This window comes from Pseudomonas sp. MAG002Y (assembly GCF_019400845.1).
GTDB classification, from domain to species: Bacteria; Pseudomonadota; Gammaproteobacteria; order Pseudomonadales; family Pseudomonadaceae; genus Chryseomonas; species Chryseomonas luteola.
On record NZ_WOEJ01000006.1, the window covers coordinates 205,802 to 225,922 of the forward strand.

Consider the following 20,121-nt stretch of genomic DNA (forward strand, 5'->3'; position numbering starts at 1 on the left):
TTAAATATATCCCGCGAGGTGTGCTGTGGAACAAGGCGCAGTTTTTCAGAGCAATCGCAGTCAGGCCGTAAGGCTACCTAAGGCTGTTGCCCTACCAGATGACGTAAAGCGCGTCGATATTGTTGCCCTTGGTCGGGCTCGACTCATCACTCCCGCAGGGGAGTCCTGGGATAGCTGGTTCGATTGTGAGGGGGTTACTGCAGACTTCATGGCGGAGCGTGAGCAGCCGGCAGATCAGGAGCGCGAAACGTTCTGATGCTCAAGTTCATGCTCGACACCAATATTTGCATATTCACTATCAAGAACAGGCCACAGGTGGTTCGAGAAGCCTTCAAACGGCACCACGGTCAAATGTGCATCAGCACTGTGACGCTGATGGAGTTGATCTATGGAGCGGAGAAGTCTTCTAACCCTGAGCGCAATCTGGCGGACGTAGAAGGCTTTGCGGCTCGCCTGGAGGTGCTCAAGTATGATCAGGAGGCTGCTGCCCACACTGGACAACTTCGTGCTGAGCTTGCCCGCCTGGGTAAGCAGATTGGTCCCTATGACCAAATGATTGCCGGGCATGCACGCTCCCAGGGGATGATTGTCGTTACCAATAACCGTCGAAAGCTCGACTGCGTACCTGGCTTGAGAATTGAGGATTGGGTTGTCTCACCCGAATAAACGAGGGTCAAAGTGAGTACTTTAGTTGTGCGCTTGGAGCGCTTAAATTTCAGGATCGTTCATACTGCCGAAACAAATCTGTAGTTTGTCCAGACATCTTCATGCTCAGGCCTTTTACTTGCCTGGATGTCATAACAACAACGTAAAACGAGGCAACCATGGTGAAAAAAAGAGCGTTCAGCGAAGCCATGCAGGGACGAAACCTTCGTTATATGGGTAGCACAAGCCAATCCTCCTCAACCTCTCGCGTCGGCTTTGTACTCCTTGAGCACTTTTCCCTTCCTGCCTTTACCCAAGCGCTCGATACACTTGTGACGGGAAACCTGATCCTGGCAGATACCTTTTCCACCGTAACCCTTAGTTTTGATGGCGAGCCGGTCATGAGTGACCTTGGGCTTGCGATCTGTCCTGACGCGGCGCTTTCTTCAGGGCAATGCAATAGTCTGGATCTGCTCGTCGTGTGTGGAGGGCTGCGTACCGTCCTGTACCCGATCCCCGCGCTCAGCCGCGCGCTCAAGGTTGCTGCAGAGAAGGGGGACGCTGTAGCAGGCCTGTGGAATGGTGCGTGGTTCCTCGCTCAGGCAGGTCTACTTGATGGATACAAGTGTGCTGTCCATCCCGAGCACCGAGTGACCGTTGCTGAACTGGCGAAAGACAGCCAGGTGACCAGCGAGAGCTTTATTGTTGATCGTGATCGGCTAACCGCGGCAAGTCCTGCTGGTGCGCTTAATATGGTGCTTGGCTGGATTGGTAGGCGTCATGGACATCAGCTGTCGGATGCCATCGTAGATATACTGGCCTTTGAGGAGTCGCGTTACCGTCGGGTACGCCCCACCATGCATGAGAAGATGAGCGAGCCTCTGCGCGAGGCTATCAATCTCATGAGCGCAAACATTGAGGAGCCACTGAGCCAGGAGCAAATATCTCAGTGTGTAGGCCGCTCCAAACGGCAGATCGAGCGACTCTTCCAACTGCAACTGGGAACCTCTCCGGTTCGCAATTACCTGGAGCTGCGGATTACGGAAAGCCGTAGGCTGATTCAGCATTCTGACCTTTCTCTGCTTGATGTCGCCATAGCCTGTGGATTTGTCTCTCCGAGCCACTTCAGTAAGTGCTACAAGTCGTTCTATGGATATGGACCATCCAGGGAAACGCGTTATGGATGCGTTAAGGGTAAGCAGCGAGTCATGTAGTAATGGGATAGGAAACTCTAAGAGCCTGTTCACGATCTTTTGAAGAACATGCATAGCCTATGAATGAGAACCAAAATCTATCCCAGCGACATAAGTCGAGAACGATCCGACCGAATAAACGCTCTTCAAATCCGCTCAGCCATATAGAGTGACTTATGGCCCGGTATGATCCTGTCCCAGGATCCAAAGCTTGCGTGGGAAGGCTTCTATGATTGATCAGGGTCCAGATCATATGCGCGCCGCTTTTCAGGGTCTAGCAAAGTTTCATAGGCTTTTTGGAGTTCTTGGAACTCGGCCGTTGCCTCAGGACTTTTGTTATGGTCCGGATGCTTTTCTAAAGCACGCTTTCGATAAGCGCTAGTAATTTCTCTTTCTGTTGCCAATGCGTCAGACAACCCTAAGCGTGCATAATACAGTTTGGGCGCGGGCTTGGCTTTGATGTCCTCGGCCACGTTGGCTGCGCCGTTGGTAGTTGTTTCATCCTCTTGCGAGTGCGTGGATGGTTTATCATTGTCGATCCCGGGTTCCCTCGTTTGACGAGGCGGTGGAGCACTACTCGCACGCGGTTTACCAGCAGATGGCCGCTCGCCATTGAATTCAGGGCCATTGGGTTCAGCGCGAGTTGAGTTCTTTTCAGGCCTGGGTGACTTGGCATTTGCGCCTTCATCCGCTGGGCGCTGACCGTTGAGCTTCGCATGTAACGCCACTTGGCTCAAATGTGACTTCAGATGGGGCTTGGGTGCCTCCTGGCTTGCCTTGTTCTCAGCCGCTTGCGCCTCACTGGGGTCCATTTCGTAGTTTTCATAATTTGCATGCGAAAAGCTGCTGGCCGATGCATGCCCGAAGAAAGGCGCTTCCCCAGATGCTTGTTCCGGGTTGATCTTGGGACCCTGACCTGGACGAGGTGGAGGCGGCGGTGGAGTTTCTTTCGGTGTTCGTCCGGTAGATGGCTTGGATTCTGTACTAAAGCCAGCCTGTGCCTCACGGGCTGTACGTGGAAAACTGTTTGCCCGTGGCCTTTGAGGAAGGGGGGGCGGTCCATAGGTACTATTAGGATTACCGTTCTGGCGGCCAGGACGCGGAGGAAGCGGCGGCGGAGCTTCCCCATTACCAGATAATTGAGCTGCTGGGTTATTGATTGCGGAGACGAACCCTCCCGTGATATTTCGGATTATGCTACCTAAACCAATATTACCTGGTAAGGCACTGCGCGCCTTTGCCATCAGGCCGCCGTTACCAGCTTGTTTGGTGCTGGGTGACAGTGCATTTGCCAGCTTTGTACCTAAAGAGAGTAATGCTTTGCCCTTACCATCACTCATACCGAGAAAGCCTAATACCTCAGACATCGGCTTTTCGAACCCAATACTAATGGTAGTAGCCCCATAGGCAGGGCGATCCAAAAGAATTTCTCGGCCCATACCATTGGCTTGAACAGCTCTGGGCTTTTCGTCCCCACTTAACACTTTCAGGGCAACATCAAACATTTTTTGTTGGAGTGGTCCAAGCGATGCTCGCTGCTGATCCAACCATGAGCCAGGGAAATGCATCTTGGCGCCCATAGCGATGTTTTCTGCGACATGAAGATCCAGATGCACCGAAGGCTTGTCAGCTTTGCCCAGCTCGACCTGCAGTGATGTTAACGATGCATTGGATATATGGATCATCGGGCGCCTCCTAGAGCGGATACCCGACTGAGTGGCTCAGGAGCAGGCTTTGTTCCAATATACGCGACGATAGTTTTTGAGGTGACTTTACCCCTGCGAATATCGCCCAGTCGTGGACATATTCTCTATTACTATCCATAAATGTTGGAGCAGGAGTTAAAGGGTTGGCTGGAAAATCCAACCGGCTGGCCTATATTTTGTGAAAGCATAAGAACACGGTTCTGCCGCATTCATGTTTCAGCCTCAATTAGTGCCCGGCAAAGCGTTCCGGATCAAGGAGGCGAACGCGTTAATCACCTCATCCTTGCTATAGCGCCCTCGTACTAATGCGCCTGAGAGTGCTTCTCCCGCGCCAACAAGGCCCGTACAGCATCGCTCCAATTCGCCAGACGAAAAAGCTGCGTGAGGTTTGAGCACGGCTATGAACATTTGCACGCAGTTATCCAACAGCTCCTGAAAGACTGCTGCTTTCTCTTCGCTGCCTGCCAGAGCTGCGCCTATTGCATAGAATTCGTCGGTTGTGTCTCCTGCGCACTGAATGTAGGCGTTTGCCAGGAGTTGGGCAGTTTCTTCGAGGCTCCGCGGGGTTAAGGACATTGCGTCACGGAAAGCGTTAACCCGCTCGATATCAATGCATCTGTAGAGCTCGATCAACAGGCTCGAGCGGGTATCGAAATGATCATAAACCACCGGTTTGGAGACGCCTGCGCGGACGGAGAGATACCCCAAGGTCAACCGGTCTGCTCCTTCCTCCCGCACGATCAGCAATGCGGTATCCAGCAGTTGTCTACGCCGCTCGGCTTTTGGAAGCCGGCGTGTAGAGGAACGTATAGCGGAGGGCACGGTTTCTTTTTGCACTTGATCATTCCCGAATTAAAAAACCTACCAATGGTAGGTTCATATAAGTGATAGTCGTGATAGTTTACCTACCAGTAGTAGGTTGAAGCCTGGAATTAGGAGATCATGTAATGTCACTTAATCCTATCCTGTTAATGGGCGGTTCTGGCGCAATTGGTCATCAAGCTGCCCGGGCGCTGCGCGCAGCCTATCCTGATGTACCACTGCTGATTGGCGGCCGCGATGCTGCCAAGGCCCAACAGGCCGCAGAACAGATTGGCGGAGCGCAAGGTGTGATCATTGACTGTGGCGCTGAAGACCTGGGTCTTGGAGACCGCACCGTCAGCGGCGTCGTAGTCTTCTACATGGACCATGCTATTGCCGGGCTACGCTACGCCCAAAAGCACGGTGTGCCTCATCTCAGTATTTCATCTGGCATTTTCGAGATCGCACCGGAAATCGCAACCTACATGCACATGCCTAATGCTGCACCCATTGTCCTCGGTTACGAATGGATGGTGGGCGCTACAACAGTATCCACACTGAGCATTGCCAGGGCGTTTAGCCGGGTGCACGACATACGCATCAATGCGCTGGTCGATGAACAGGATACCGGAGGCCCGACTGTTGCTAGCGACTTTGAGCGCCTGAACAGGATGCTGCCAGCCGCGCTGACCCGGCGTGACGGTGTATATGTTTGGCGGGAAGGAGAGGATGCCAAGGTCAGCTTTCGTGCAGTTGATGGTACTGAAATCGAAGCGTCCGGGTTTTCATCCATTGACGTCGTTGGCCTAGGGGCCGCAACAGGCGCAGCCAATATCCAGTTCAATATGGGCATCGGGGTTAGCTCAACCCGACGTCAGGGTAAACCTATGTCGACCGAGATCATCATTGAGCTTGAGGGCGAGGACCTAAATGGCGAACCACTGCACACACGTCATGCCGTCATCCATCCAGAAGGCGCGGCACCGCTAACAGGGCTTAGCGTAGCAATGGTCCTTGAAAGGCTGCTCGGGCTGGACGGTCAACCGCCCACCTCACCGGGCCTTTACTTCCCCTACCAGTTACTGAACTCCGACACGTATTTGAAGCGCCTAAAGCAGGAGGGGGGTGAGCTACGTAAACTTCAGGTGTAATGAGGCTACAACATCCAGCTGATGGCGTCCTATAACATGGCCGTAAACTACTGCAGCCCTGGCGGGCTGCAGTGCATTCTCCGCTAATATAGCCGATCAGATCACCTTTCGGCCTGCTGCACAGGCCAAACTAAAATTTTGGTTGGGCAGGGATAGAGTCTAGACGGCGAAAACACCTGGACGCACCTTGTCCGGGTCAGCAGATTTTGTATGCATCCTCAGCTCGGCCGCAATCAGCGGCAGGGCCTAACGGTCTCTTGTCTGACACTGCTTCGCTGGGTGTCATCAGTTCAGTGATCCATTGGATAAATACACGTAGTTTGGCGCTGACATGCCGGTTTGGCGGAAATGCTACGTACATTGGCATTGGGTCGAGTTGCCAGTCTTCAAACACAGGAACCAGCTCACCTCGAATCAAATAATCTTTGGACATATAGTCTGGTAACCAGAGGAGACCTAGCCCTGCCAGCCCGGCTGCCAAATAGGCATTACCATCGTCCACGGCCAGCGCATAATGACCCGTGACATTGATGCTCTCATTGCCGGAACGCATGGCATAGGGAAAGACCTTTCCAGTGCGCGCCCAGAGAAAGCCTACGATACGGTGGTCAGTACCTTCTAATTCCCGAGGGTGAAGTGGCGTTCCCCGATGCTCCAGATAGCTCGGCGCGGCGTACACCCCAAGCCGTAAATCGCCTATATGGCGAGCAACCAACGATTGATTGGTAATCTTGCCACCACGTACAACGCAATCCACATTGTCGCCAATCAGATCGACCATACGATCACTGACACCCATATCAAGTTGGATATCAGGATACTTTTCGTAAAACGCTGGAAGTGTCGGGATCAGAACTAGACGGGCAAAAGGGCTGGGCACATCCACTCGTAACCGCCCTCTGGGAGCCAAGGAGGCGCTGGATAAGCTCGTTTCGGCATCATCCATATCCGCAAGCAGTCTGACCACGCGCTCATAATAAGCGGCCCCATCGGCCGTCACATTGACACGGCGTGTGGTCCGGTTGAGCAACTTGACGCGTAACCGGGCTTCCAGCTGCTGCACCAGTTGGGTAACACTTGTCTTGCTCATATGAAGTGTTTCGGCTGCTTTAGTAAAGCTGCCTGCCTCCACGACGCGAGCAAACGCCTGCATTGCATCAAAACGATCCATCGCTGTTCCTGCTGTCTCGGAGATTATTTGGATTTTACAAATAGTGATGACTGCGCTTGCTAGTTTATTCAACAGGTAAGCGTTCCCTAAAGTCTCTCTACATCGGCATAACGGGTCGATCCGACCACAGGAGAATAACCATGAGCACGCGCAACGTCGTTTTTCCAGCTGGGCGTCAGGCATTATATGAACGTAATCGGTATTCACCCGCGATTCGCTCCAACGGTTTCTTGTTTGTTTCAGGACAGGTTGGTAGTCGTGAGGATGGCTCACCCGAGCCGGACCTAGACGCCCAGGTGCGGCTTGCTTTTGAAAATCTGAACGCGATTCTGGCTGCAGCAGGCTGCTCGTTCAAAGATGTCATTGACGTAACGGTTTTCATCGTTGATCCCGAAACACACTTCGATACGATCTGGAAAGTACTGCCCGAATACTGGGGAGAAGCACCTTATCCGACGTTAACCGGCATTGGCGTTACATGGCTCTACGGCTTTCAATTTGAAATAAAGGTCATCGCCAAACTTCCAGACGCTATCACTAGCTGAACTGTGCAGTGAAAAAGTACTTTAAGCTCGGCAGTTGAGCTGACGTTCATGAAGCCCAGCTTACTTACTGCCGAACTCTTCAAAAAGCGCCTCATATCATTGAACAAATGGAGAAGGCTACGATTTAACAGGCTGTAACATAGGGTTACAGACTTAATCCCCTTTTGCTCGTAATAAGATCATTTGAGTGATAGGCCCTGATCTTACGTTGCCTGAGAATCGGGCAACCATAATGCTCGCTTTATGGCTGTGGGGTCTTAATTGTAAGCAAAGCACGTTTTATTGTCTCGTCGCTATAGGTTCACACCCTTGCATGTAGAGAAAGTGCCCCGCCTGATTTCATTTTGGCCCTGACCTGTTTACTCACACGCTATCTACTGCGTTATAGGAAAGTCAGGAGCCCTTTATGTCTACCGTCAAACCCTGCTTCATTATTGCTCTGCTCTCATTCAGCATTTCTTGTCTTGCAGACAGCAATACCGCTGATTTAATACAGGACGGTGAAAATAATACAGCGACGATAGAACAGCTTGAGACAACGCTTATTAGTCAAGCGGCTATCAGGCAATCCGGCAGCAACAATATTGGGTATATACAGCAAGGTAGTGAAAACGCCAGCACGGCAAATCTTTACCAAGAGGGAACAGATAACGATGCCCGACTTTACCAAGCGGGTAACGGCACTCAAAGCCATATTGAGCTACAACAGCAAGGACAGGGCAATCAGGCCAATATTGCTTTTGGAGAATCGCATTATTCAAATAATTTTTCGGGTATGCAGCTAGGAAATTACAACGCCATTGAAGTGCAGGGAGGCTATGACGCGTATGGAGCGATCAACCAGAAAGGCGATAGAAATGGTGTTCTGCTCAGCTTGTCAGGCTTGGCAGGCGTTGATCAAACTGGTAATGACAACTATGCCTCAGTTAACGCCTCAAACGAAGGTGAGCTGTCTATCGTTCAGGAAGGCTCAACCAACGAGCTGCTCATATCGCAAATAGCCTACAGTGGCGGAGAGTTGATAGGCACTACCGTTGGTAACAGTAACGTGGTCAATATTGAGCAGCGTGGCGAGTACCAAGTGAGTCTTAGATACGTTCAGCAGGGTGACGGTAATCAGCTTGCTATTCAACAAGGCAGCTGGTTAGGCGGTTACGTAGATGTGACCCAAAATGGTAATAATAACCTGTTATCCGCTAGCCTGGGCGGGGGCGCTGGAGCATTGCAGGGAGAGACTGAAGGTGATTCTAACCGAGTTGAGGCCACCCAATGGGTAGATAGCTCTAGAATTTCTTACATTCAGACCGGAGATGCCAACACACTTCGAGTGTATCAGTCCGGTACGTATAGTTCGGTAGAAAGTATTGCCTTTGGAAATGACAATCGTGTAGATATCAGCCAGAGCGGTGAAGGCTCGATTGACGTTGATCAAAGCGGAGATCTGAACATCGCTCGACTTGATCAAGTTTCCTCCTATGAGAATCCAAGTAGCGCAACGCTGGCACAGGTAGGCATTGCGAATGAGGCCATTATTCAGCAATCCTCAAACTTTGAAGGCAGCAGCCGTGCTGTGCTCAGCCAGACAGGTACTGGCAACAGGGCCAGCGTTAGTCAGTAATGTTTAGGCAGCGCGGCAGCTAAACGGTCGCGCTGCTACGAATGGATGTATCTATGCACACATGGAAGTATTGGCTCGGGAAACTTTTCAATAAAAGAGCAACGGTTATCGATTCTGAGAATCGCCGTTTAAGTGAAGCGTACGCCATTCTCCGGGATTATCCGAAGGATGCAGACTAGGCGTTGTTAAACCAGCAGTATAATGGCTTCGTTCGAGAGTTTGCCGTTAGGGCGCTATCCATCCAAACATGTGTCGACTCGCTAGGGGCTTTGCTTAAGACCTTAAATGATCCGATTCCACAGGTAAGAAGCCTATCTCTTGACGCACTCGAGACTTACCTCGCTATGGATCCAGCGTGCCGGAGACTGGATCAATCAGCAGTGGCTAATGGTTGATTCGGTAAACAGCATGCACCATCGAGAGCGGTTTCTTGAAAGAGAACACGCCTACGAAGCAGCAGGGCTGTTACCCGTCGGAAGCACCAAACGGCTAGCCTAGCTGCGGGTCGCTCAGTTGCTACAATCACTAGAATGAACGTTAAGGGCATACGAAGCACTTTGAAAAAGAGTCAACTTCCAGTCAAAACTTGCCCAGTGTGTGGTTTACCATTTGCCTGGCGCAAAAAGTGGGAGCGCTGCTGGGAGGACGTACGCTACTGCTCAGAGCGTTGTAGGAGGCATAAGCGTTCGGAGCACTAAGCCGCTGAGCCGGACAGTTGAGGTTGTGGTGGTTTAAACACATCTTCAACAGGCACGACAGCCAGACAAATCGCTTTTCATAGAAGCTTAGCAAACTAACGCAGGGGAGAGCGTTTAAGAGCTTAAATCAAAAGACCAGCGCTATTTCGAGCGCTGGCGGTATGGCTTAGCGCTGAATAATGGTAGCCGCGTTATTGTTACCAGACTGGGTCACGACTGCCGATGCACCATTTAGCTCACTACCTTGGGTAATGTTTGCGTGATTGGCGACACCCAACTGGGTCGCGTTTGCAGTGAAATTGTCAACAAAACCTTGCTGCGCGATATTTAGAATATTCTCATCACCAGACTGAGCGAATATAGCGCTTCCGGTTTCAACTGACTGATCGATATCCACAGTATTATTGTTGCCAAGGGTTGAACCCGAGAGGGTAGTTGAGCGCCCACTGGAATAAATATCGGCTTGGTTACCCAAGCCATCCTGTATCAGTGTGATCTTGCCGAACTGACTGCCCATATATGTGTTGGCGTGATTGCCGTCACCGCTTTGCGTCAGCTCAGTACTGTTACTTCCCATCCTGTACGAGGAACCTGAAACACTGGCAGTGTTGTTATTACCTGCCTGATTAACTGAGGCGTACGATGACGATCCAAGGTTGATATCAATACCGTTATTATTACCCACCTGGCTCAACGTGGCGCCAGAAATACCACCGGTTACTTCACCGCGAATTGAGTTGTTGTCACCAACCGAAGACGTCGTTACACCTGCGGCATAGCCAGTCACCGTAAGATCAAGCGTGTTCGCATTACCTTCCTGGTACGCACTGACACTTGAGCCGAATGTATTCCCACCTCCGTTTTCGCCAATACGGACAGTGGCGTTATTGCTATCACCCCGCTGAGTTATATCAGCATTGTTATCGGAACCCTGTAGCTGATAAACCGATCCACTATTGCTAGTGCCGTTCTGAAAGATCTCAGCCTGGCTATTCTCTTGGCTGTCCTGTTGAAGATAGGCGTAATTTCCGCTGCCCTGCTGCTCTAGCGAACCTGTATTGTTAGTACCGACTTGCTGTACTTCGGCAGTATTCATCTCCGCGAAAGCTTGGGAGCTGATTATGATCAGGATGGCAGCAGCAAGAGGTTTGATGGTAAGCATATGTTCAGCCTTTTCCTTGACTTAGCAAGCGTGAGAGGTGCGTTTTTGTGATGATTTAAGGTTATGTTCCACCAAGTAAAAGACTGCCGGCACTCCCAAGCTCTAGACGAACATCCACTAATTTTTTAAAAAAGCAATGGCATATAGAGGTGAGGGTGGGTCTTTAGCCTGCTCTTATTTAGCGGTCTAAGCATTGTTAGACACGCTTGATCGCAGCGCTACTAGCTGAAGGATTGATTCTAGAAAAAATAAAGGATTAATTCTGAGGATATTAAGGATTTTATTAGTAATCAGATTGATCTGAGTGCAACCTAAAACTCTTTTTGCTTAGATGTTACTGCTCCATCAAATCTTAAATTGGCTAAAAAAGGGTTTTAGCCAATTTAATCATTAACCAGATGTTCTCGAACCGTCATAGATGGTCCTGGCGCCACCTTCGGCCTAGCTATCTCGCCAACGCTTCAAACATCAGCACGACATAGGACATACGAGAAAGCCTGTCAGTGTTCCTTAGTAAGGATGTCATGGATGACCGGTATACCTTGATTCATACACCATTGATTAAGGTTATTTGATGCCTCGAATTATCGTTGCAACCACGCCCCAGGTAGGTCATGTACTTCCCGTTTTGTCATTGTTGCCGCGCCTGAAAGAGCAGAGGTACGACATCACTTTTATTACGGGGTCTGCATCAAAAGAACGTGTTGAGCAGGAAGGTATCCGGCATGTTACGTTACAAGGTACAGCGGATTATGATGCGCGGGATGTCAACCAAACCTTTCCTGACCGTAAAAAGCTGCGGCCTGGTCCTCAGCTGCTTGACTTCGATTTCCGCGTCCTATTTATCCAGCCATTGGTCGACCAGACCAAGACAGTTCAAGCTGTACTAGGCGAAAGCGATGAGCCTGCTGTGCTCATAACCAATCATATGTTTGCAGGAGGATGGCCATTCCAGCTGCGATCCTCTGGCGCACGACCTGCCGGCTTGATCTCACTCGGGATAACACCTCTAATGCTTAGTGCAGACCATCTGGCACCCTTTGGTAAAGGACTTCCTCCTGCTACTACCGAACACGAAAGACAACGTTATGTACAGTTAAGTCGTGATTTTGGCAGGGAGATGCGGGGCTCAAAAGCAGCCCTTGATGCCGCCCTGGGCACATTCGGTACAAGGCCTATGCCTTATTCCTTTATGGATGCCACCACGCTACTTCCGGACATATTTCTGCAGATGACTGTTCCAGGACTGGAATATGCCGGAGCCTGTCTTCCTCCCTCTGTAAAATTGATAGGTACTGCGCCAAGCCAAGTACAAGCCTATTCTTTGCCAGCTTGGTGGGGTGAAGTCGATGCAGCGAAAGCAGAGGGTCGGCCTGTTATTTTTGTCACTCAAGGCACCGTAGCTCGTAACCTGGAGAACCTGGTATATCCAACGCTTGATGCTCTTGCAGCTAGTAACGCGCTGGTAATTGCTACAGCCGGTAAACCAGGGGAGCACACCAAGCCATTTGTTACCCAAAATGCCTACATGGCTGACTATTTGCCTTATGAGCAGATGCTTCCGTACGTCGATGTCATGGTTACCAACGGCGGGTACGGTGGCGTACAACAGGCATTGCGACATGGCGTTCCGCTTGTGATTGCAGGCACCTCGGAAGACAAGGCAGAAGTTGCAGCACGGGTAGCGTGGGCAGGTGCAGGTATCAACCTCAAAACAGATCGTCCCGCCACGCAGGATTTATCAGAGGCCGTCGCAACGGTTTTGAGGGAGGCGCGATTCAAAAGGGCCGCGATGACATTGAGTCAACAGTATAGGGAACTCGATCCTGCCTTAGCACTTAAACAGGCGGTTGATTCTTTTTTCCAGTCTGAGTTATCACTTTCAAGCCCATGACTGATCGAGATCTTTAAACCTAAAAGCTTATCGAAAGAGATAAGGTGGTCAGAGCACTAACAGGGAACGTTACCAACCTTATGTCTGCAGTTGTACGAGGCTCAACCAGCTAATCTGTAACGCAGAAATTATCAAAAAACCGTTTCGCTGATGTTTACTGTACAGAGATATCAGGTAGAGACCATGGCGAGGTTGATCAGTCGTGAACCTTGGTGGGCAAAACCACCTGAACAAGAACAAGCGGAAATTGATCGTAAGAGTAAGACGTGAGTAGTTTGTACCACAGGCCATGAATTTCCGATTAGTGCTTTAATCGGAAATGAAAAACTGGGGAAATGTGTCGATCATGCTCCTATGAGACTTATCATTATATTCGCATAATATATCTTATGTTAAATAGAGTATTAAGATTACCAGTAGTACCGGACCTGCTTATAGAGCCCATTTCCGGAACCCCTCTCACGTCTCCTCTGCTAATCACGTATGACTACTCTCAGTCGCCACCATCCGGTTTCGCCCATAACGTTTTGCTTCATATAAAGCACTGTCTGCACATTCAATCAATGTTTGGCCAGTCAGGGCGCCGTCCTCGCCGGGCATATACGTATGAATACCACCGCTGACAGTGACCACGCCGAATGGACTGTTGTGATGCTCAAGCCTTAGCTTACGTATCTGGTCCTGAATACGCTTAGCGACTATCCGGGCGCCTTGGCTGTCGCAGGCTGGCAAGATGGCCGCCATTTCCTCACCACCATACCTTGCCGCAAAATCACCCGATCGAGGGAGACTATGCTTTAGCGCCTGTGCGACCTGTTTCAGGCAATAGTCGCCTGCAGGATGTCCGTAATAGTCGTTGTAGCCCTTGAAAAAGTCGATATCCAGCATGATCAGGCTTAGCGGTTGCCCCGAGCGTTCTGCCCGCTTGAGTTCCTGATGCAATGCCATATCGAAATAGCGACGATTGGCCAATCCGGTCAGCCCATCAGACAAGGCCTGCCGCTCCAGTGCACGATGCGCCTCGATCAGTTCAGCCTTTACCGTATTGGCGTGCCCGATCTGACGCATTAACACCAAGCCGAACAGCGACATTACGATAATGAGGCTGGCGACAATGATGGCTGAGCGTTGCGTATCACCGGTCCAGTCCGACAAGAGCTCTTTCTTGCTCATTGCCACCATTACCAACAAGGAATATTTATCTATCAGCTGATAGCCATACAGGCGCTCCACCCCATCAATTACCGCTTTGATAGTCACGATGCCGGAAGGCGCCTGAGTCAATGCTGTGGTGATAACGTAGCTCTGAGCGAGGTGTTTACCTACCAGATACTCGTCTTTGAAAGGGCGTCGACTTAGAATCGTGCCGTCCGGCATGGCCAGCACAATGGCGCCTGAAGGCCCTAGCTCGATGTGTCTGTAGAAGTCGAGAAAATACTCCATCCTGACTGTAGCCAGCACTACACCCGCAAAACGCCCTTGTTTATCGGTAACACGCCGGGATATCGGAATAATCCAATTGCCTGTAGAACGGGAATGAATGGCACGGCTAATGAAGGGGTCTTCAGTCGTATTCAGGTTGTGAAACCTAAAGTAGCCTCGGTCTGAGTTCTGACCTTTCCATGGCGTTTCACCTAAAGAGGTTGCCCTCCAATTGCCATGCTCGTCAAAAACAAACAGGCCCTCGACCTGCTCTAGGGAGCCCGCATATTTCTCAAGCAGCGTATGCAGCGCGTCTGGTTTAAACGATATCTCATTACCCTGCTCTAGCAAGTGCTGAAGGCTCATGAGCGCTACATCCACTTCCTGGAACGAGTCCTCAGCATGCTGGGCCAACGCACGAGTCAAGTTGAGCGTTGTGCTCTCGGATTGCTGCAGTTGAACGTTTCGCGCATGCCAGCTTTGCCAGAAATCAAACCCAACCAAAGACACGAAGACGAGGCCCAAAAAGGCCATCGTCAACGTTTCCAGTGAGAGGCGTTTGAATTTCTTCGAAACGGTTGAATCAGGATGAAACATGAACCTACCTGAGGGCATGGACTGCAACGAGGCCTTACAAACGCCCTTTCATAAGGGGCGCATTTACTACATTCCGTTGCGTTACCTAGCCGAAACGCAGAGCAGAACGATGCCTGTTAATCAGCATCGCTCTGCCGGTCGGTCACACTCTGAAACGGCGAACCATGCCGCTTAGGTCTCCAGCCAGACGGGAAAGCTCTTGGCTGGCTGTATGAGTCTGTTCTGCGCCCGCTGACGTCTGAATAGACAGATCACGAATACGAACCAGATTACGATCCACCTCTCGGGCCACCTGTGCCTGCTCTTCAGCGGCGCTGGCAATGACTAGGTTACGCTCATCGATACCGTTGACTGCATCGTTGATTGTGCCTAGTGCATGGCTTGCCGCCTCAGCCTGCTCCTGGGTTTGCCTGGCCTGATCCGCACTGGTCAGCAAGGCGTCTACGGTATGAGTAGTCCCCTGCTGAATGCTGCCAATCATGGCCTCGATTTCGCGGGTAGAATCACTGGTCCGGTGTGCCAGTGAGCGTACCTCGTCTGCTACAACAGCAAACCCGCGACCCGCGTCCCCTGCTCTGGCCGCCTCGATTGCAGCGTTTAGCGCCAGCAGGTTGGTCTGCTCCGCTACGGACCGGATGACATCCAGCACCTGGCTAATGTTGCGTGTCTGTTCGGCCAGCTGACGTGCCTGCTCAGAAGCGCTCAGAACGTTGTCCGTCAGGACACCAATAGCACTGAGGGTATCGTTAAGCTGACGCTGCCCTTGGCGCGCGGTTTCGGCTGCTGCCTTGGAGGCGACTGAGGTCGACGTCGCGTTACCCGCTACTTCTTCAACAGCCTGGCTCATCTCGGTGACTGCAGTGGCTGCCATCTCGATTTCGCTATTCTGCTGTTGAAGCCCCTGCGTGCTTTCGCTCATGACTGCGCTCATTTCTTCAGTCGCAGCCGCCAGTTGCTCAGCCGAACGGTTGATCTGCTCAAGCGTATCGCGCAGATTACCCTGCATTTTTCCCATAGCCCTGAGTAGCTGAGCAGCCTCATCTGTACCGGTTGTTTCCAGCCGGTGGGTCAGATCGCCCGACGCGATGGTCTCCGCAGCCTGCACAGCTTCGCGAATAGGCTTGGACAGACTCAAGGTCAGACGCCAGGCGAGCAGGATCGTAAGGCCCAGGGCGCAGCCGATAACTGTCAGGGTAATGGATACGGAGTTGTTATACACTGCCTGTGCATCTTCGCCAAAGGCTTTGGCTGCTTGCTGGTTCAGGGTACGCAATTTCTCGGTCTGTTCGTTCATGCTCAAGCCAAGGCTGGCCATGCCACCCATGACTTGCTTACGGGCATCATCGATCCGGCCGCTGACCATTAACGCTACGAGCTGATCGGTATTAGTCATATAGTCGCGGTAGATAGCCTGCAACTGCTGTAGCGCCTTGCCCTCCTCCGGCGTGCTGATTAAAGGCTCATAGCGTTTGAAGCCAGCTTCAACAAGCTGTCCCAAATCTTTGATTTTCTGCTGAGTCTTTCGAAGCGTTTCAGCATCTGGCAAGGCAATCAGGCGCAACGCCTCTATACGAATGCGGGCCATTTGCAGTGCCAGATTGTCACTTTCGACAATACTGGGCAATGAATTCAGTTCTACCTTTCGGGACTGATTCTGGATATGAGACATCTGAGCCAGGCTGAACACCCCCAGCCCGGTCAGGATAACCGCGATAACGCCAAAGCAAAACAGGCTTCGGTATGCAATTTTCAGGGAGCGCAGGCTCATAGACATAACCTTGATAAGGGGACCAGAGAGGACATGCAAAGTGATACGTATTGAAGCGGCATCAATGCGGAATTCTTGAGGACTCCTGCTGAAAAGTTGCCGGATGGTCTGTTGATCCGTCTGGTTGTGCCTCATGTCGCCTGAATCGGATTATTTATTACAGCGGTCAGGAAGTAGGCCGATATAAAACAACCTGATAGCAGATTATCGAATCGCCTCCCTGACCATGCCTATTTCTCCGCCCCCGCCAGCCATGAAAAAGGACGAGCCGTTTCGTTCACAAAGCCACACAGAGCTCACCCATCGCTCCGTGCTGATGTTTACCGTTCTGATGCTGAGCCTGTTCGCCTTGGCAGGCGCCGTTACGAGCTATATCGCCTGGTCTCTGGATAGTCAGGCCGTTACCAGTGGTGAGCAGGCCTTGCGCAATGCTATCGATGCCCGCAAGAAATCCACGGTGGCGACACTCATGGACTATGCCCGTTGGGACGAGAACTTTACCCATCTCTACCCTGCCGTCGATACGAAATGGGCGCGTGAAGAAGATAAGCTGGCCGGCTCGCTGCTGTCGCAATATGGGCTTGACGCCGTCCTGGTTGTCGACGGCTCGCAAAATACCCGTTATGCCTTTTTAAAGGATACGGTCGACCCCAAGGATGCACTCCAGTGGATCGAGGGCGACTTGCCGGCAATGCTGGAGCGACTCCGAGGCGAGCCTCCGCTTATGCATGTTCAGGGCTTTTTTCAGGTGGAGGGTGCACCGGCGATTGTTTCGGCAGCTCTGGTCCAGCCCGCCCAGACGACGTATCTACCCAGGCGAGACCAGCTTCCCATCCTGCTCTTTGTTGAACGGCTGGATCAGCCGAAGCTGGCGTCGATAGGTGCGGCCTCTAGCATTGTCAATCTGAAGGCCGGGCCGGCAGAAAAGGATAGCGCCAGCCTTATCATAAGCGAGAACTATGGTGTTCCTTTTCTGCTCAGCTGGCACGCAGAGCGTCCTGGCGGTGTACTGCTAAGTGTAATGCTGCCTCTGCTGGTGCTTACGGCATTTGCTCTTTATCTGGTTTTAATCAAGCTCAAGCGCCGATCGCTGCGTGCGGCTGCATTGATCGACAGCAGCCATGAAGCCTTGGCGCATAGCGAGGCCCGTTTTCGGGATGTCGCTGAGGCTTCTTCAAACTGGATATGGGAAACGAATGCCCGACGTGAGCTGACCTATCTTTCTGACCGGTTCGCAATCAGCACCGGCTTTGGTGTTCACGAGTGGCTGGGAAAGCCGCTGCAGGAGCTTATTGATTTCAGCGAAACGGACTTCCAGGCAAGCGCCCAACAAGATCAGGAACCAGCAGGTGTCCCAAAAGCCCTGGAATGCTTTTACATGGACCGCGGAGGACATAAACGTGTGGGGCACCTTTATCTTCGGTCTGTTTGGACGGAGGGCGTCTTATCCGGATTTCGCGGAACTCTCAGCGACATTACAGACGAAATGGAAGCTCAGGCACATTACGAGCATCTGTCCAAGTATGATCCGCTGACGCAGCTTCCCAATCGGACGTACATGTACCGGTATCTCAAGGAGCAATTGGGAAACGGACCTACGCCAGAGAGTCCTTTGACCATCTTTTATCTGGACCTGGATGACTTCAAGCACGTTAACGATACTCAAGGGCACGGCTTTGGTGACAAGGTCCTGATCGAAGTGGCCAACCGGCTCAAACGGTGTATGGATAGCAGCGTATTCATTGCCCGTCAGGGTGGCGATGAGTTTGTCCTCGTGCTTACCGGGCAAAAGCAGCCAAACACTTCTGTATTGGCAGAATGTCTGCTGGCCTGCCTTTCTGCTCCGATCATGATTGACGAACTTGAGGTTCGTGTCAGCGCCAGCATTGGTATTGTGCAGGCGCCTGCCCATGGGGTTATCAAGAGCGAGCTACTTCGGTTTGCGGACATTGCACTTTATGAGGCCAAGGGGGCGGGACGTGATACGTGGCGGCTGTACGACAGCGCGATGAACGAGCGGCTGCTTCAACGCCAGCAAATCGAGGAAGACCTGCGGGCCGCCCTGCAGCGCGATGAGTTACGACTCGTCTTCCAGCCGCGCTTTAGTATCCAGAACGGGAATATCATTGGCGCAGAGGCACTGGTACGCTGGAGCCACCCTACCCGCGGTTTGCTGAGTCCTGCTGTATTCATACCGGTGGCCGAGCAGAGCGGGCTTGTAGTGCCTTTGAGCGACTGGGTTTTGCGCAAGGCATGTCGCGAGGCGCTCGAATGGAAAGACCCCATTTTCGTGTCGGTCAATCTGTCCTGTATCGAATTCCAGCGTAATGACCTAGTAGAGCGTATCCGGCAGGTATTGGAAGAAACGCAACTTGAGCCTGCGCGGCTTGAGTTGGAAATTACCGAAAGCGTGATGTTGGACAACGCTGAAAGCGCACTGGCCCTGATGCATGAACTCAAGGCGCTGGGTGTAAAGCTTTCCATGGATGACTTTGGAACGGGCTACTCCTCGCTTAGCTACTTGAGCCAGTATCCATTCGATGGCATCAAGATTGATCGCAGCTTCGTCATGAGCTTAAGCGAGGGTGACGACAGCAATCAGGCCATCATCAAGGCCATTGTTGCACTGGGCAAGGCGCTCTCGATGTCTGTGACCGCAGAAGGTGTCGAAACAGCCGAGCAGCTTAATGCACTAGGTATCCTGAGCTGTGATCAGGCGCAGGGGTTTCTGTTGGGCAGACCGGTTCCGGTGGAACGCCTGGTTGAGCAGTTGAATGAGCAACTTGCCCCGGAGGGCAAATCTCAAAGCTGATGCGATTCCAGTCGCGCCTCCAGACGGGCGATCTGCCTGATCAGGTCCTTGCCGGTGGCGCGCTCCTGATCGAGTTGACGGGCCAGGTCATCCAGATGCCGGGCCTGTGTGGTATGCAAGGCCTGGAGTCGCTCATTGTCCCGAATCAGCTGGATGTTCTGCTCCCGCAAAGAGGCATTCTCGGCCAGAACCGCTTGATGCTGGTTGCGCAAGTCACTGACGGCGGAGTCCGACTGCACCTGATCCTGCAGCCGCTGGCGCTGCATCGCTTCCTGATAACCTTCCAACGCATCCCGTGCCGTCTTGAGTTCACTGCTTAGCGTTTCGATACGCTGGGCACGGGCAGCCGACTCACGCTGGCTATGAGTCAGGTCTACCGCCTGCCTGGCCAGCTCGTTATTGGCTGCGTTGTATCGGTTTGCGTAATCTGCTGCGAGCGCTTCGGCCTTCGCTAGTCTGGCTTCCAGGTCCTTGATACGCTCTTGCTGGGCGTTCGCACGCTCATCGGCAAGTTTGAGCTTTTCATTTATCGACTTCGCCTGAACCGCGAGCGTTTGCTCGGCCTCGTCTATTTCCAGCTGGGCCCTCTCCAGCAACTTGCGTTCGAGTTGTTCGATCAGTGCCAGCATGTCCGCCCTGATCCGTCCGCTCGGTCCTGAAAGGCTTTGCTCGTCAGCTTCGATTTCTTTTTTATAGCGTTGAATAGTTGTAAACGAGCCTCCTGTCAGCGCCCGGATTTCAGGTACAGAGGCAGACCGGCCCTCTTCCTTTAGCTGCCGAATGGCAGTGGCCACCTTCTCCTTGTCTATACCGTTACGGCTCATGGCTATTCACTTTACGTAAAGAATAAAAATCGTAAGACTAATCGTAGCGCAACTCTGTGCTCATCCCAAGTAGGGGATGGCGTAGCCAGAAAAAGGCACGACTATATTTAACAC

At 52.0% G+C, this 20,121-nt stretch carries 16 protein-coding genes; 9 read left to right on the plus strand and 7 right to left on the minus strand.

Features of this window, described 5'->3' with window-relative positions; genetic code table 11:
- Positions 1-25: 25 nt before the first annotated feature.
- The 3 genes from vapB to GM154_RS10900 all read left to right on the plus strand — a co-directional run bounded on the left by vapB (position 26) and on the right by GM154_RS10900 (position 1,859).
- A complete protein-coding gene (vapB, locus tag GM154_RS10890; RefSeq protein ID WP_122044179.1) occupies positions 26-256 on the plus strand; it encodes a type II toxin-antitoxin system VapB family antitoxin in 231 nt (76 codons plus the stop codon).
- A complete protein-coding gene (gene vapC / locus GM154_RS10895; protein WP_219652239.1) occupies positions 256-666 on the plus strand; it encodes a tRNA(fMet)-specific endonuclease VapC in 411 nt (136 codons plus the stop codon). Before vapB ends, vapC begins: the two co-directional genes overlap by 1 nt.
- A gap of 158 nt (positions 667-824) precedes the next feature.
- Positions 825-1,859 (plus strand): GlxA family transcriptional regulator, encoded by a 1,035-nt coding sequence (locus GM154_RS10900; protein ID WP_219652240.1) that lies wholly within the window; start codon positions 825-827, stop codon positions 1,857-1,859.
- A 206-nt stretch (positions 1,860-2,065) separates the two neighbouring features.
- On the opposite strand, the gene GM154_RS10905 is transcribed toward GM154_RS10900, so the two are convergent.
- Together GM154_RS10905 and GM154_RS10910 are read right to left on the minus strand one after the other, a co-directional pair.
- Positions 2,066-3,523 carry a J domain-containing protein gene (locus GM154_RS10905; RefSeq protein WP_219652241.1) on the minus strand — a complete coding sequence of 486 codons (1,458 nt, stop codon included), beginning with the start codon at positions 3,521-3,523 and terminating at the stop codon, positions 2,066-2,068.
- A gap of 243 nt (positions 3,524-3,766) precedes the next feature.
- Positions 3,767-4,381 (minus strand): TetR/AcrR family transcriptional regulator, encoded by a 615-nt coding sequence (locus GM154_RS10910; protein WP_256680660.1) that lies wholly within the window; start codon positions 4,379-4,381, stop codon positions 3,767-3,769.
- Between the two features lie 110 nt (positions 4,382-4,491).
- On the opposite strand from GM154_RS10910, the gene GM154_RS10915 reads away from it, so the two are divergent.
- A complete protein-coding gene (locus tag GM154_RS10915) occupies positions 4,492-5,496 on the plus strand; it encodes an NAD(P)-dependent oxidoreductase (RefSeq protein ID WP_219652242.1) in 1,005 nt (334 codons plus the stop codon).
- A 196-nt stretch (positions 5,497-5,692) separates the two neighbouring features.
- Here GM154_RS10915 and GM154_RS10920 read toward each other — a convergent pair whose 3' ends face one another.
- Positions 5,693-6,667, minus strand: a complete 975-nt coding sequence (locus tag GM154_RS10920; RefSeq protein WP_219652243.1) for a LysR family transcriptional regulator — start codon at positions 6,665-6,667, stop codon at positions 5,693-5,695.
- A 140-nt stretch (positions 6,668-6,807) separates the two neighbouring features.
- Between GM154_RS10920 and GM154_RS10925 the strand changes: the two genes are divergently transcribed.
- From GM154_RS10925 to GM154_RS10935, 3 genes are all read left to right on the plus strand, one after another.
- Positions 6,808-7,212: a RidA family protein gene (locus GM154_RS10925; protein ID WP_219652244.1), complete on the plus strand. Its 405-nt coding sequence runs from the start codon at positions 6,808-6,810 to the stop codon at positions 7,210-7,212.
- 406 nt (positions 7,213-7,618) lie between these two features.
- Positions 7,619-8,830, plus strand: coding sequence for a hypothetical protein (locus GM154_RS10930; RefSeq protein ID WP_219652245.1), 1,212 nt, complete (start codon positions 7,619-7,621; stop codon positions 8,828-8,830).
- Positions 8,831-9,387: 557 nt separating this feature from the next.
- Positions 9,388-9,528: a DUF2256 domain-containing protein gene (locus tag GM154_RS10935; RefSeq protein ID WP_074826164.1), complete on the plus strand. Its 141-nt coding sequence runs from the start codon at positions 9,388-9,390 to the stop codon at positions 9,526-9,528.
- Between the two features lie 166 nt (positions 9,529-9,694).
- Here GM154_RS10935 and GM154_RS10940 read toward each other — a convergent pair whose 3' ends face one another.
- A complete protein-coding gene (locus GM154_RS10940) occupies positions 9,695-10,690 on the minus strand; it encodes a hypothetical protein (protein ID WP_219652246.1) in 996 nt (331 codons plus the stop codon).
- Between the two features lie 574 nt (positions 10,691-11,264).
- Between GM154_RS10940 and GM154_RS10945 the strand changes: the two genes are divergently transcribed.
- The gene (locus GM154_RS10945; RefSeq protein ID WP_219652247.1) at positions 11,265-12,584 is read left to right on the plus strand and encodes a nucleotide disphospho-sugar-binding domain-containing protein; all 1,320 of its coding nucleotides are present in this window, start codon (positions 11,265-11,267) and stop codon (positions 12,582-12,584) included.
- 477 nt (positions 12,585-13,061) lie between these two features.
- On the opposite strand, the gene GM154_RS10950 is transcribed toward GM154_RS10945, so the two are convergent.
- Both GM154_RS10950 and GM154_RS10955 read right to left on the minus strand, forming a co-directional pair.
- The gene (locus GM154_RS10950; protein ID WP_219652248.1) at positions 13,062-14,603 is read right to left on the minus strand and encodes a sensor domain-containing diguanylate cyclase; all 1,542 of its coding nucleotides are present in this window, start codon (positions 14,601-14,603) and stop codon (positions 13,062-13,064) included.
- Positions 14,604-14,745: 142 nt separating this feature from the next.
- Complete coding sequence (locus GM154_RS10955; protein WP_219652249.1) at positions 14,746-16,371, minus strand: methyl-accepting chemotaxis protein; 1,626 nt, start codon at positions 16,369-16,371, stop codon at positions 14,746-14,748.
- Positions 16,372-16,597: 226 nt separating this feature from the next.
- Between GM154_RS10955 and GM154_RS10960 the strand changes: the two genes are divergently transcribed.
- Entirely contained in the window at positions 16,598-19,183 is a 2,586-nt protein-coding gene (locus tag GM154_RS10960) for an EAL domain-containing protein (RefSeq protein ID WP_219652250.1), read from the plus strand.
- Here GM154_RS10960 and GM154_RS10965 read toward each other — a convergent pair.
- A complete protein-coding gene (locus GM154_RS10965; protein WP_219652251.1) occupies positions 19,174-20,007 on the minus strand; it encodes a DNA-binding protein in 834 nt (277 codons plus the stop codon). The two genes, GM154_RS10960 and GM154_RS10965, sit on opposite strands and share 10 nt — an antisense overlap.
- Between the last annotated feature and the right edge of the window lie 114 nt (positions 20,008-20,121).